This window comes from Agromyces sp. CCNWLW203 (assembly GCF_036576125.1).
Classification (GTDB): Bacteria; Actinomycetota; Actinomycetes; order Actinomycetales; family Microbacteriaceae; genus Agromyces.
Genome location: NZ_JAZHYX010000004.1, coordinates 52,490 through 65,422 on the forward strand (window position 1 = coordinate 52,490; position 12,933 = coordinate 65,422).

Annotated in this window: 15 protein-coding genes; 5 read left to right on the top strand and 10 right to left on the bottom strand. The window is 70.5% G+C overall.

Annotation, left to right across the window (positions count from 1 at the left end):
• Positions 1-113 precede the first annotated feature (113 nt).
• The 8 genes from VPH61_RS10550 to VPH61_RS10585 form a co-directional block, all read right to left on the bottom strand.
• The gene (locus tag VPH61_RS10550) at positions 114-1,355 is read right to left on the bottom strand and encodes an ABC transporter permease (RefSeq protein ID WP_332063453.1); all 1,242 of its coding nucleotides are present in this window, start codon (positions 1,353-1,355) and stop codon (positions 114-116) included.
• A complete protein-coding gene (locus VPH61_RS10555) occupies positions 1,352-2,110 on the bottom strand; it encodes an ABC transporter ATP-binding protein (RefSeq protein ID WP_332063454.1) in 759 nt (252 codons plus the stop codon). Before VPH61_RS10555 ends, VPH61_RS10550 begins: the two co-directional genes overlap by 4 nt.
• On the bottom strand, positions 2,107-3,183 hold the full coding sequence (locus tag VPH61_RS10560) for an efflux RND transporter periplasmic adaptor subunit (RefSeq protein ID WP_332063455.1): 1,077 nt from the start codon (positions 3,181-3,183) through the stop codon (positions 2,107-2,109). Before VPH61_RS10560 ends, VPH61_RS10555 begins: the two co-directional genes overlap by 4 nt.
• 217 nt (positions 3,184-3,400) lie before the next feature.
• Entirely contained in the window at positions 3,401-5,077 is a 1,677-nt protein-coding gene (locus VPH61_RS10565; protein WP_332063456.1) for a ribonuclease J, read from the bottom strand.
• 107 nt (positions 5,078-5,184) lie between these two features.
• Entirely contained in the window at positions 5,185-6,159 is a 975-nt protein-coding gene (gene dapA, locus VPH61_RS10570) for a 4-hydroxy-tetrahydrodipicolinate synthase (RefSeq protein WP_332063457.1), read from the bottom strand.
• 99 nt (positions 6,160-6,258) lie between these two features.
• Positions 6,259-7,116, bottom strand: a complete 858-nt coding sequence (locus VPH61_RS10575; protein WP_332063458.1) for a type IV toxin-antitoxin system AbiEi family antitoxin domain-containing protein — start codon at positions 7,114-7,116, stop codon at positions 6,259-6,261.
• A 220-nt stretch (positions 7,117-7,336) separates the two neighbouring features.
• Positions 7,337-7,924, bottom strand: a complete 588-nt coding sequence (locus VPH61_RS10580; RefSeq protein WP_332063459.1) for a dihydrofolate reductase — start codon at positions 7,922-7,924, stop codon at positions 7,337-7,339.
• Complete coding sequence (locus VPH61_RS10585) at positions 7,921-8,730, bottom strand: thymidylate synthase (RefSeq protein ID WP_332063460.1); 810 nt, start codon at positions 8,728-8,730, stop codon at positions 7,921-7,923. The genes VPH61_RS10580 and VPH61_RS10585 overlap by 4 nt, the downstream gene beginning before the upstream one ends.
• Before the next feature lie 119 nt (positions 8,731-8,849).
• On the opposite strand from VPH61_RS10585, the gene VPH61_RS10590 reads away from it, so the two are divergent.
• Genes VPH61_RS10590 through VPH61_RS10605 form a run of 4 tightly spaced genes read left to right on the top strand, consistent with a single transcriptional unit; the run spans position 8,850 to position 11,147 of the window.
• Positions 8,850-9,290 (top strand): TlpA family protein disulfide reductase, encoded by a 441-nt coding sequence (locus tag VPH61_RS10590; RefSeq protein WP_332063461.1) that lies wholly within the window; start codon positions 8,850-8,852, stop codon positions 9,288-9,290.
• Positions 9,274-9,759, top strand: coding sequence for a DUF4395 domain-containing protein (locus VPH61_RS10595; protein WP_332063462.1), 486 nt, complete (start codon positions 9,274-9,276; stop codon positions 9,757-9,759). The genes VPH61_RS10590 and VPH61_RS10595 overlap by 17 nt, the downstream gene beginning before the upstream one ends.
• A 53-nt stretch (positions 9,760-9,812) precedes the next feature.
• Positions 9,813-10,238: an OsmC family peroxiredoxin gene (locus VPH61_RS10600; RefSeq protein WP_332063463.1), complete on the top strand. Its 426-nt coding sequence runs from the start codon at positions 9,813-9,815 to the stop codon at positions 10,236-10,238.
• 3 nt (positions 10,239-10,241) lie between these two features.
• Positions 10,242-11,147 carry a TIGR01777 family oxidoreductase gene (locus VPH61_RS10605; RefSeq protein WP_332063464.1) on the top strand — a complete coding sequence of 302 codons (906 nt, stop codon included), beginning with the start codon at positions 10,242-10,244 and terminating at the stop codon, positions 11,145-11,147.
• Here the strand turns inward: VPH61_RS10605 and VPH61_RS10610 are convergent.
• Together VPH61_RS10610 and dapB are read right to left on the bottom strand one after the other, a co-directional pair.
• Positions 11,144-11,587, bottom strand: coding sequence for a hypothetical protein (locus VPH61_RS10610; protein WP_332063465.1), 444 nt, complete (start codon positions 11,585-11,587; stop codon positions 11,144-11,146). The two genes, VPH61_RS10605 and VPH61_RS10610, sit on opposite strands and share 4 nt — an antisense overlap.
• The gene (gene dapB, locus VPH61_RS10615) at positions 11,584-12,336 is read right to left on the bottom strand and encodes a 4-hydroxy-tetrahydrodipicolinate reductase (protein ID WP_332063466.1); all 753 of its coding nucleotides are present in this window, start codon (positions 12,334-12,336) and stop codon (positions 11,584-11,586) included. The genes VPH61_RS10610 and dapB overlap by 4 nt, the downstream gene beginning before the upstream one ends.
• Before the next feature lie 92 nt (positions 12,337-12,428).
• On the opposite strand from dapB, the gene VPH61_RS10620 reads away from it, so the two are divergent.
• A complete protein-coding gene (locus tag VPH61_RS10620) occupies positions 12,429-12,911 on the top strand; it encodes a GNAT family N-acetyltransferase (RefSeq protein ID WP_332063467.1) in 483 nt (160 codons plus the stop codon).
• Positions 12,912-12,933: the final 22 nt, after the last annotated feature.

Consider the following 12,933-nt stretch of genomic DNA (forward strand, 5'->3'; position numbering starts at 1 on the left):
GGGTGCTCCTTCCGGGGATCGGATACCCGAACCCCACCCCCTCATCCTCGCAGGGACCGTTCGAGGAGTCGAGCATCCGAACGGCTGCCGCGACCGGCGCCGAGTCGCTCGCCTCAGAACCGGATCGCGTCGATCACCTTCACCCGTACCGCGCCGAGTGCCGGTAGGAGCCCGGCGAGCGCGCCGACCGCGACCGCGGCGCCGATGCCGATCAGCGCCGCCTCGATCGGGAATCCGGGCATGTCCTGCACCTCGGCCCCGCCGAGGGCCATGCCCATGAGCGGGCTGCGCACGAGCGCGATCGCGACGCCGACGCCGACGACGCCCGCGACGAACGTGCCGACGACCGTCTCCATGAGCACCGAGAAGAACACCCGCCCTGCGGTGGCGCCGAACGAGCGACGGATGCCGATCTCGCGGATGCGCCCGCGCACGGTGACGAGCGCGATGGTGAGCAGGCCGAGCGCGCCGAGCAGCAGGATGACGACCGCGACGCCGACGACCATGAGCTTGATCGGCAGGAATGGGTCTTCCTCCTGCGCGGCGTAGTCGCTGCGCCATCCGTCGACCGTTGCGCCACCGCCGAGTTCCGACTCGAACGCGCGCTGCACCGACTCGGTGAGCTCATCGGCCGAACCGTCGGGGATCCACATCTCGTACGACGGCATGTAGGCGCCCATCATCGGATCCGCCGTTGCCGACTGCAGCGGGAGGAACGAGTCCGTGAGTATGAACGCGGTCGGCTCGACGTCCCACTCGCTTTGCGCCGGCGTCACGCCCGTGACGACACCCGTGACCCGCCCGTTGCCGACCAGCTCGACCGTCGGGTGCGTCGCGAGGGGCGGGCTTCCGAGCCGCTTCCAGAAGGCCTCGTTCACGATGACGGCCGGAGCCAGGCGATCGCCGTCGCGCTCGGTGAACCAGACGCCCTCGACGAGGCGCACCCGGTGCATCGGCCCGTAGTCGGGGTCGACGACCTGCATCGACACGGGCACCGCACCATCGGCGAACTGCACCGTGAGGCTGCCGTAGCCCGAACGGCTCGCGTACTCGATGCCGTGCCGGTCGAGCGTGGTCTGCCATGCGGCCGCGATCGCCTCATGGTCGGGGGCGGCACCGCCGGTTCCGACGTTCATCGACACGGTCGCCGGTCGACCGCCGTATCGCTCGGACATCTCACGACCGGCCTGCTCGGCGATGGCCCCGGCGCCGACGACGGTCGTGAGTGCGCAGACGGCGACCGCGACCCCGATGAGCGAGAGCAGCACCCGCCCGCGGTGGATGCGGAGCTCTTCGAGCGCCTCGACGACGGTGCTCACGATGCCCGTCGCCGTGCGGGTCAGCCACCCGGTCATGCGACGGCCTCGACGGGCTCAGCGGCCTCCGTCACGGTGGAAGCGTCTCCGTCGATCGGCTCGTCGCCCGCGGCATCCGCTGACTCGAGCCTGCCGCCTCGCAGCAGGAAGTGACGATTCGATCGCGCCGCGATCGTCGGGTCGTGCGTGATCGTGACGAGGGCGGCGCCCGTCTCGGCCGCGACCGCCTCGATGAGCGACATGACCTCGGCGCCCGTCTCGAGGTCGAGGGCGCCAGTCGGCTCGTCGGCGAGGATGAGCCGGGGCTTGCGTACGAGCGCTCGTGCGATCGCCACGCGTTGCTGCTCGCCGCCCGACAGTCGCTCGGGCTTCGTCGTGAGCCGCTCCCCCAGCCCGACGCGCTCGAGCATGTCGCGCGCGATGCGCTCGCGCCGCCAGAACTCGCGGCCACCCGAGTACAGGAGCGGCGTCTGCACGTTCTCGAGCGCGGTGCGACCCGGCAGCAGGTTGAACTGCTGGAAGACGAAGCCCACCTCGCTGCCGCGCAAGCGGTCGCGAGCACCACTGCCGATGCGGCGCACATCGTGGCCGAGGAAGGCGAGCTCGCCCTCGGTCGGGGCGTCGAGCAGGCCGAGCAGGTTCAGGAGCGTCGACTTGCCCGAACCCGAGCGGCCGACGATCGACACCCGATCGCCCTCGGAAACCGTGAGATCGACGCCCGACAGGATCGTGAGCGGCCGCCCGTCGGGCAGCTCGACGGTGCGGCCGACGCCGCGTGCCTCGACGAGCGTCATTTCGTCAGGGTCCCGCACATCATCATGCCGTCGGGCGACTGCACGCAGCCCTCCTGCGCGACCTCGCCCGGAGCACCGGGGACGAACTCGAGCACCTGGTCGCCCTCGGCGACGCCCTCGACGACCTCGACCTGCGTGCCGTCGCTGAGCCCGAGCCGCACGGGCTTCTCGACGCGTTCGCCATCGGGCGTCACGAGCCAGACGACCCCTGTCTCGGCCCCGCCCTCGACCGCGGTGATCGGCACCACGAGCACGTCGGCGGCGCTGCCCGCGGAGATCTTCACCTGGGCGGAGAGCCCCGGGAACACGCGGACGTCACCCGGCACCGCGCAACGAACCGTCGTGCCACCGGATGCCTCTGCGCCCGCGCCTGCGCCCGCGGCACCGCCGGGGGCTCCCGCGCCGGATCCAGCCGTGCCGGCGCCCGCGCCCGACAGCGGCGTCGAGATCACGAGGCCGCCGCACGTGAAGGGTGCCGGCCCGCCCGCGATCGTCACGAGCGCCTCGGTCGGCGCACTCGTCAGCCGGTACTGCTGTTCGGGGCTGAGGGTCGCGGTCACGTTGTAGCTCGGCGGGGCCACCTGGCCCGTGACATCGCCGGTCGCGACGGGCTGGCCCGTGATGACATCGAGCGACGAGAGCACGCCGGCCGTGGGGGCGAGCACCTTCTCGAAGTGGAACGAGGGCTTCGGGGTCGTCATCGTCGGCATGCCGTCGGGCCCGACCGTCTCGGTGGGTTCCACCTCGTCGGCCACCTTGATGTCGTAGAGCTTCTGTCCGGCGACGACCTGCTGGCCCGCGGCGACGAACACCTCGTCGACGGCACCCGTGCCGGTGGCCTTGACGGGAGCCGAGGCATCCGCGTTGACCGTGCCCGTCAGCACCACGTCGTTCGCGATCGATCCGCGCACAACCGCGACCTGCGGCTCGACGACACTGCCGGTCGGCGAGAGCGTCTCGGCGTCGGCCTCGGCCCGATCGGGGAAGAACGCGAGCTTCGCGAGTGCGACCGCGATCACCGCCACCAGCACGACTCGCATCGTCGGGAAGATCCACTTGCGCCAGACGCCCACGCCACTCCTTCGTCGGGTCGCCCGGGCGTAGGGGCCGCCGGGCATCTCCCCCACCCTAGAGAGTCGGCGGCGACGGCGGAATCCTTCTCGGGGAGGAATCCGGGTCATCCCCGAGACCCGCTCTCCGGCGCCCGCCCGGAACGCCGAACGGCCCGTCCGAGGACGGGCCGTTCGTGCTTGATACGCGCTGCGTGGTGCGTGCGTGCTGAGCGCCGGACTACGCCTCGATGACGAGCGGCACGAGCATCGGGCGACGACGCAGGCGACGGTTGACCCAGCCGCCGAGTACGCGGCGCACGATCTGCGACAGCGCGTGCGAGTCGCGTACCCCGTTGCGGGCGGCCTCGGCGAGGGCGTCGATGATCTTCGGCTTGACGTCGTCGAAGACCGAGTCGTCCTCGGCGAATCCGCGGGCGTGGATCTCGGGCCCCGTGATGACCCGGCCCGTCGAGGCGTCGACGACGACGATGACCGAGATGAAGCCCTCTTCCGCGAGGATGCGACGGTCCTTCAGGTCGGCGTCGGTGATCTCGCCGACGGTCGAACCGTCGACGTAGACGAACCCGAGGTCGAGCTGGCCGACCTGGCTGAGCACGCCGCCGCGCAGGTCGTAGACCGACCCGTTCTCGCCGATGAAGGTGTTCTTCTCGGGGATGCCGGTGTCTTGCGCGAGTTTCGCGTTCGCGAACAGGTGCCGGTACTCGCCGTGGATCGGCAGCACGTTCTTCGGCTTCAGGATGTTGTAGCAGTAGAGCAGCTCGCCGGCGGCCGCGTGGCCCGAGACGTGCACCTTCGCGTTCGCCTTGTGCACGACGTTCGCGCCGAGCTTCGTGAGGCCGTCGATCACGCGGTAGACCGCGTTCTCGTTGCCCGGGATGAGGCTCGACGCGAGGATCACCGTGTCGCCCTCGCCGATCTCGATCTGGTGGTCGCGGTTGGCCATGCGCGAGAGCACGGCCATCGGCTCGCCCTGCGACCCCGTCGACATGTAGACGATCTCGTCGTCGGGCACGTTGCCGGCCTTCTTGTAGTCGATCAGCACGCCCTCGGGCACCTTCAGGTAGCCGAGGTCGGCGGCGATCGTCATGTTGCGCACCATGCTGCGGCCGAGGAGCGCCACGCGACGGTGGTTCGCCCACGCGGCGTCGAGCACCTGCTGCACGCGGTGCACGTGGCTCGAGAAGCTCGCGACGATGACCCGGCGCGGGGCGCGGTTGATGACCTCGTCGAGCACGGGACCGATCGAGCGCTCGAGCGGCGTGAAGCCCGGGACATCCGCGTTCGTGGAGTCCACCATGAAGACGTCGACGCCCTCTTCACCGAGGCGCGCGAACTCGCGCAGGTCGGTGAGGCGGCCGTCGAGCGGCAGCTGGTCCATCTTGAAGTCGCCGGTCGCGAGCACGGTGCCCGCGTCGGTCTTGATCGCCACGGCGAGCGCGTCGGGGATCGAGTGGTTGACGGCGATGAACTCGAGCCTGAACGGGCCGATCTGCTCGTGCCCGCCCTCTTTCACCGTGAGCGTGTAGGGCTTGATGCGGTGCTCTTTGAGCTTCGCCTCGATGAGCGCGAGCGTGAGCTGCGAGCCGATCAGGGGAATGTCTCCCCGGAGCTTCAACAGGTACGGCACGGCGCCGATGTGGTCTTCGTGGCCGTGCGTGAGCACGACGCCGACGACGTCGTCGATGCGGGACTTCAGGAAGCCGAAGTCGGGCAGGATCAGGTCGACGCCCGGCTGGTGCTCTTCGGGGAAGAGCACGCCGCAGTCGACGATGAGGATCTTGCCGTCGATCTCGTAACTGGTCATGTTGCGGCCGACCTCCCCCAGGCCGCCGATGGGGATGATGCGGAGCGTTCCGGCCTCGAGCGGGGCGGGATCGATGACGACGTCGGGCATGTGCCCTCCTTCTGTTGCGGTGTTCAGTTCGGTGCCGACCCTGTGATCGGCGGATGTCTCGGGGCGGAGGACGGAGCGGGCAGGTGCACGCCGCGGCATCCGCTCGTTCAGCGGGTGGTTCCCGCGACCTTCGGCAGCGCGCCGCCGGCGGCGGCGTTGCGGTCGGGACGGAAGTTGTGGAAGTCGGCGCCCGGGATGCCCTGCACGTGGTCGATCTCGTCCTCGATGAGGGCGGCCTCCCACTCTTCGGGGCCGACGAGCGGCAGACGCACACGCGGGCTGCCGATGCGGCCGAGGCCGTGCAGGATGTACTTCGCGGCGACGGTGCCCGGCACGTGGGTCATGACGGCGCGCACGAGCGGCTCGAGCTGCTGGTGCGCGGCGGTCGCCGTCGCGAGGTCGCCCGCGTTCACCGCGTCGATCATCTGGCGGTACGGCGCCGGCGCGATGTTCGCGGTGATGCCGATGAGCCCGGTCGCACCGATCGAGAGGTGCGGCAGCACGTTCGCGTCGTCGCCCGAGAAGTAGAGCAGATCGGTCTGGTTCAGCACCCGGCTGACCTCGGAGAAGTCGCCCTTCGCGTCTTTCACGGCGAGGATGTTCGGGTGCTTGGCGAGCCGGATGATCGTCTCGTACTTGATCGGCACGCCCGTGCGACCCGGGATGTCGTAGAGGATCACCGGAAGGTCGGTGGCGTCGGCGACCATGCGGAAGTGCGTGAGGATGCCGGCCTGAGTCGGCTTGTTGTAGTACGGCGTGACGATCATGATGCCGTCGGCGCCGGCCTGCTCGCTGTGCTTGTAGAGCTCGATCGCGTGCGCGGTCTCGTTCGAGCCGCCGCCCGTGATGATCTTCGCGCGGCCCGCGGCGACGTCTTTGCCGACCTCGACGAGCTTGATCTTCTCGGGGTCGGTGAGGGTCGACGTCTCACCGGTGGTGCCGGTGACCACGATGCCGTCGGCCCCGGAGGAGATCACATCGTCGATGTGCTTCTCGACCCCGGGCCAATCGACTTCGCCGTCCGCCGTCATCGGCGTGACGAGCGCGACGAGCACTTGTCCGAAGGGATTCTCTGAAGTCACGCCCTCCAGCGTATCGGGTCGGCCCCGTTCACCGAGTCGCAGGAACAACCGTCCGACACGCCGAAGCGCTTCGGCGCGCCGCGCGTTTCATCCTGCGACTCAGTGAATGCGGCGACGACTGCGTTCGAGCGCCGCGAGGATCGCCGCCTCGACGAGCGGCCAATCGTGCACCACCATGGCGTAGTCGAAGCGCAGAGCCTCGAGGCCGTAGGTCGACGCGACGGCATCGCGCACGAGGTCTTTGTGCCGTGACGATGCGCCGTCCGCGTGACCCGCGACGCCGTCGACCTCCAGCACGATCCGGCCCTCGATTACGAAGTCCACATGGCCGACGCCCGGTATCGCAACCTGCGAGATGAGGGTGATGCCGAGGGCTCGCAACCGCAGACGCAACAGGGATTCGAGCCCGCTGTCCGCGTCCCAGCGCGCGAAGTCGACGAGCCATCGGCGCTTCTGCGGAACCAGCTGGCGGAGGCGCGCGACACCCGACACCGAGATGAGGCGTTTGCGCATCGCCGACTCGAGAGCGACGAAGAAGTCCTCGATGCCGAGACAACCGAGCGATTGCGCGAGGGCATCGACGATCGAGGCGAGTCCGCCAGTGGCCTGACCGGCGGTCCAGTGGACGATGCAATCACAGCGGTCGTGCCGCCTGGAGCGGCCCGTGCGCGGCATCGAGACGTGCACGCGCCGGTCCTCCTGATCGAGCACCCAGAGCTCCGCATCTCTGAGGCGACTGAGGCATCCGAGTCGGCCACCGTGAGCGACCGCAGTGATCACCTCGGCCGGCGTATCACGGGACGCGTACACGCCTTCGCGAACGCGGATGACCTCGGCACTCAGCACCGCGGCCTTCAGCGAGTGCTCGTCGACCCCCAGGCTCGCGAGTTCGGCCGTGCGCGCGATGCCGCCGAGCTCTTCGCACCACCGGCGCACGTCGAACGGCTGAACTCGCATGGGCCAAGGCTGCTGGTATCTGCGAGGACGGCGGGCGCACCGCATGAATTCGTGAGGATCGGCCACCTCAGCGAGCTGGGGAGGCGGAGTGCGCTGCCGAGGACTGCGCCGAGTCGCAGGATCAGCTGCGCGACACGCCGACGAGTCATCGGCGTGTCGGCCGAATCTTCCTGCGACTCAGCGACGCGGCCGGCCAGCGGTGGGCGGGCGGCGCCGAGGGTCAGGGGCGGGCGTAGCGGCGGAAGCGGTAGCCGATGCCCGTGCGGGAGACGTGCGATGCCATGTCGTCGGTCTCGACGAGCCGCCAGCTCATGTCGACCGAGGGGGCATACGCATCGCCCGGGATGTCGAGGTCGAGCTCGGTGACCTCGAGGCGGTCGGCCCGGTCGATGAGCCGCTCGAAGAGCTCGCCGCCGCCGATCGCCCAGATCCACTCGGGGTCGGATGCCGCGGCCAGCGCCAGCCCGTCGTCGATCGAGCCTGCCCGCGTCGCGCCCTCGGCCACCCACTCCTCATTACGGGTGACGACGATGTTCGCGCGGCCCGGCAGCGGGCGGAATCGCTCGGGCAGCGAATCCCAGGTCTTGCGTCCCATGACGACGGGGCTGCCGAGCGTGATCTCTTTGAAGTGGGCGAGGTCTTCGGGCACGTGCCACGGCATCACGCCGCCGGCCCCGATCACGCCGCGGTAGGCCTCAGCCCAGATCAGGCCGAGCTTCGGCGAGGCCTGCGCCGCCGGGCCCGAAGCCGCCGAGGCATCAGAGGCCCCAGCGGCATCCGGGACCCTCGAGGTATCCGCTTCGCTCATACCGCGACGGCCGCGCGGATCGGCGGGTGGTGCTGGTAGCCCTCGACGATGAAGTCGTCGTACTCGTAGTCGAAGACCGAGTCAGGCGTGCGCGCGAGCCGCAGGGTCGGCGGCGCGAACGGCTCGCGCTCGAGCTGCGTGCGCACCTGCTCGACGTGGTTGTCGTAGATGTGGCAGTCGCCGCCGGTCCAGACGAAGTCGCCGACCTCGAGCCCGGTCTGCGCCGCGATCATGTGGGTCAGCAGCGCGTACGACGCGATGTTGAACGGCACGCCGAGGAAGAGGTCGGCACTGCGCTGGTAGAGCTGGCACGAGAGCTTGCCGTCGGCCACGTAGAACTGGAAGAGCGCGTGGCACGGCGCCAGTGCCATCGCCGGGATGTCAGCGGGGTTCCATGCCGACACGATGAGCCGGCGCGAGTCGGGGTTCGTGCGGATCTGCTCGATGACGTCGGAGATCTGGTCGATCTGCTCGCCCGAGGGCGTCGGCCATGAACGCCACTGCACGCCGTAGACGGGGCCGAGCTCGCCTTCGGCATCGGCCCATTCGTCCCAGATGGTGACGCCGTGCTCGCGCAGCCAGCCGACGTTCGACGAGCCCTGCAGGAACCACAGCAGCTCGTAGGCGATCGACTTGAAGTGCACGCGCTTCGTGGTGACGAGCGGGAAGCCCTCGGAGAGGTCGAACCGCAGCTGGCGACCGAACACGCTGCGCGTGCCGGTGCCCGTGCGATCGGTCTTGACGGTGCCGTGTTCGAGCACGTCGCGCAGCAGGTCTTCGTACGGAGTTGAGATCGTCTCGGCCATCCCCACAAGGCTAACCCGCACCGGCGACACTTCGGCGAAGGCGAGCGGATGCCGCGGCATCCGCGTCATCGTCGGTCACACTCAGTTCGGGGCGCCGCGGCCTGCGTACGCTCGTCGACATGGACTGGCTCCCCGCACTCGCGACCGGCGCAGCGCTCGTCGCCGCGGCGACCGCGCTCGGCCTCGTCTGGCGTGCACGGCAGGGCGTCGCGCGCGCAGGTTCCGGCGACGTGGTGCGGCCGGCCGAGCTCGGGGTCGAGGCGTTCGGCGAGCGGGCGACGCTCGTGCAGTTCTCGACCGAGTTCTGCGCCCGCTGCCCGGCGACGGGTCGCCTGCTCACGCAGCTCGCCGGCGAGCACGATGGCGCGGCGCACGTCGAGGTCGATCTCACCCATCGCCCAGACCTGGCGGGCCGCTTCCGCGTCACCGAGACACCGACGACGCTCCTGCTCGACGCCCACGGGGCAGTGCGCGCCCGCATCGCAGGTCGCCCCCGCGCCGCCGCCGTGCGCGAACGACTCGACGACCTCTTGAGGAGCCCCCATGTCATCTCCCCCTGAATCGGCATCTGAGGCAGGCCGCGCCCAGCCCGGCATCGACCCGCGCGGCCCGCGCTTCGGCGCAGCCATCACGGCGACCCTGCTGCTCATCACGGTCGTGCTCGCGATCGCGGGCGCGGATGCCGCAGCCTTCTGGCTGCTCGTCGCGATCACGCTGCTCTTCGCCTGGGGCGCGTTCGCAGGTATCCGGCGGCACCCGTACGGTCTGCTCTTCGCGCGGCTCGTGCGCCCGCGGCTCGCGCCGCCCGCCGAACTCGAGGACCCGCGCCCGCCGACCTTCGCACAGGGCATCGGCTTCGCCGTCGGCCTCGCCGGGGTGCTGCTCTCCCTCCTCGGCCTCGAGTACGCGGTACCCATCGCCGCGGCGATCGCGTTCTTCGCGGCGTTCCTGAACGCCGCCTTCGACTTCTGCCTCGGCTGCCAGATCTACCTGCTGCTCGCGCGGGCCCGGATCGTTCCTGGGACCTGACCTGCGCCGCCTCGCGCCGATAGGCTGGGGGCCCGGCTCGACGAGGAGGAACCATGGCAGTCACGAGTGAAGCGACCACCGTCTGGAAGGGCACGCTGTTCGAGGGATCGGGCGATGTCGCCCTCGACTCCTCGGGCCTCGCCTCCTTCCCCGTCAATTGGAAGGCCCGCTCCGAAGGCGCCGAGGGCACGACCAACCCCGAAGAACTGCTCGCCGCGGCGCACTCCTCGTGCTTCTCGATGGCGCTCTCGCTCGGTCTCGCCCAGGCGGGCACCCCGGCGGAGAGCATCCAGACCACGGCGGCCGTCACGTTCGAGGCGGGCAAGGGCGTGCTCGGCAGTCACCTGCTCGTGAGTGCCCGCGTGCCCGGCCTCACCGAAGAGCAGTTCGAGACCCTCGCCGAAGATGCGAAGAAGAACTGCCCGATCTCGCAGGCGCTCGCCGGCATCCCGATCACGATCGAAGCCGAACTCGCCTGATCCATGCGGGTACTCGTCGCCGGCGCATCCGGATTCATCGGCACCGCGCTGGTCACCGCACTGACCGGCGACGGGCACGATGTCGTACGCCTCGTGCGCCGACGCGCACAGAGCACCGACGAGGCGTCCTGGTCGCCGGCGGCGGGCATCATCGACTTCACCGTCATGGATCGCGTCGACGCGGTCGTGAACCTCTCGGGCGCATCGCTCGCGAAGCTGCCCTGGTCGAAGACCTACCGCGGTGAGATCCTCGAGTCCCGCATCACGGCGACCCGCACCCTCGCGGATGCGATGCGGAAGGCCCGGCAGCCGCCGGCGGTGTTCCTCAACGCCTCGGCGGTCGGGTACTACGGCGATCGTCCGGGCGAGCTGCTGACCGAGTACTCGAGCCAGGGCACGGGCTTCCTCGCCGAGGTCGTCGGCCGCTGGGAGGCCGCGGCCGGGCTCGCCCCTGAAGAGACGCGCACCGTCGTCCTCCGCAGCGGCATGGTCGTGGGGCACGGCGGCGCCATGAAGCGCGTCGGCACCCTCACCCGCCTCGGCGTCTCGGCCCGGCTCGGCACCGGGGGCCAGCACTGGCCGTGGGTCGCGCTCGACGACGAGGTGGGTGCCATCGTGCACCTGCTGGGGTCCTCGCTGTCGGGGCCGGTGAACATCGCCGGTCCGACACCGGCGACGGCCGATCGCGTGATGGGCGCGATGGCCGAGCGGATGCATCGTCCGCATGCCCTCGGAGTGCCCGAGCGTCTACTCGAGCTCGCCCTGGGGCTGGCCGCCGATGAACTGCTGCTCTCGAGCCAGAAGGTGCGGCCGCAGCGCCTCATCGACGACGGCTACCGTTTCCGGCACGCCACGGTCGAGTCGGCGATCGACGCGATGCTCGCCGTGCCGCGCTCGGCGGCGGGTTAGCTGGTCGACTCGCGCGACAGCTCGATCGCCCGGCGCACCGCCTGCCGCGCATGGCGGCGATCGCCTGCCGCGTCGTACGCGAGGCCGAGCCGCATCGCGGCCTGCCAGGACTCGGGGGTCGCATCAGCGGCCGCGCGGAAGCCGTCGAGCGCCGCTCCGGCAGCAGCCCGCTCGGGGCGACCGCTCGGCATGAGCGGCAGCTCGAGGTCGAGCCCGCCCTCTTCGCCCAGCCGTTTCACGAGTTCGTGCGAGCGGATGCCGAACTCGAGTTCGCGCCACAGCGCCCAGAGGCCGACGATCGGCAGCACGACGAGCGCGACGCCCATCGCGATCGCGATCGGCTCCCCTGTGGCCATGAACTGCACGGCGCGCCATCCGACAAGCGCGAGGTAGAGCACGAGCAGCGCGGCCATGATGAGCGCGCCGAGCTTCGTGGTCATCGGGCGGTGCCGGGGAGCCCGAGGTCGAGCAGGGCGTCGAGGCCGACGGTGACACCGGATGCCGCGGGGGCGCCGCGGAGCGCGAGCAGGATGCCGGCCTCGTACGAGCTCGGCGAGAGCGTGGAGTGCGTGATCGTCAGGGTCTCGCCGTCGCCGCCGAAGACGACACGCTGCTCGGCCGCGACACCGGCGAGGCGCAGGCTGTGCACGGGAACCCCGCTCACGAGCTGCCCCCGCGCGCGCTGGTCGGCGTGCGGCGCTGCGACGGGGCCCTTCGCCGAGCGGGCTTCGCCGATGAGTTCGGCGGTGCGCACGGCCGTGCCCGAGGGCGAGTCGACCTTGCCGGCGTGGTGCGCCTCGACGATCTCGATCGAGTCGAAGAACGGCGCCGCGAGCTTCGCGAAGGCAGTGCCGAGCACACTGCCGATCGAGAAGTTCGGTACGAAGAGCACGGCGCCGGCGTCGGCGTGGCCGCGCACGAACGCGGAGATCTCGGAGATGCGCTCGCTCGACCAACCGGAGGTGCCGACGACGATCGGGATGCCAGCTCCGGCGGCGAACTCGACGATCTCGGCGCTCGCACCGGGATGCGTGACGTCGAACGCGACATCGGCGCCGAGCATGAGGTCGAGACTCGACTTCGAGTCGAGAGCGGCGTGCAGCTCGAGGTCGTCGGCCTCCTCGATCAGTCGAAGCGCCAGCTGCCCCATCTTGCCGGTGGCTCCCGCCACGGCGACCCGTATCGTCACGGATTCACCCTAGCAAGCGGGAGCCGGGCGACCGCCGTGACGGGATTGCCGAGCACGCGGCATCCGCTGCCGTTCGCAAATAGTGTTGAGTCATGCTGCGCTACCGAGACGCCTCAGTGACCGACGCCGACGCGCACGCGCTGCTCGCCGACTACTTCGCCGAGCGGGCGCAGGGGTTCCCGGCCTCGCAGGGCGAGTACAGCCCGACCTGGCCGACGGCCGAGCAGTTCACGCCGCCGGCCGGCGTCTTCCTGGTCGTCGTCGACGAGTCGGGCACGGCGGTCGGATGCGGCGGGGTGCGACGCATCCAGCGCCGTCCCGAGACCCTCGAGGTGCGCTTCGAGGTCAAGCACCTCTGGCTCGCGCCCGCGGCCCGCGGCGGCGGCGAGGGCCGGCGACTGCTCGCCGAGCTCGAACGGCGCGCGGTCGAGTACGGCGCGCAGGAGCTCGTGCTCGACACGAACGCGAGCCTCGAGGCCGCCGGCGGCCTGTACCGCTCGAGCGGCTACGTCGACATCGAGCCCTACAACGCCAACCCCAACGCGACGAACTGGTACGGCAAGCGCGTCGGCTGACGCGCACCGCACGCCCGCTCGC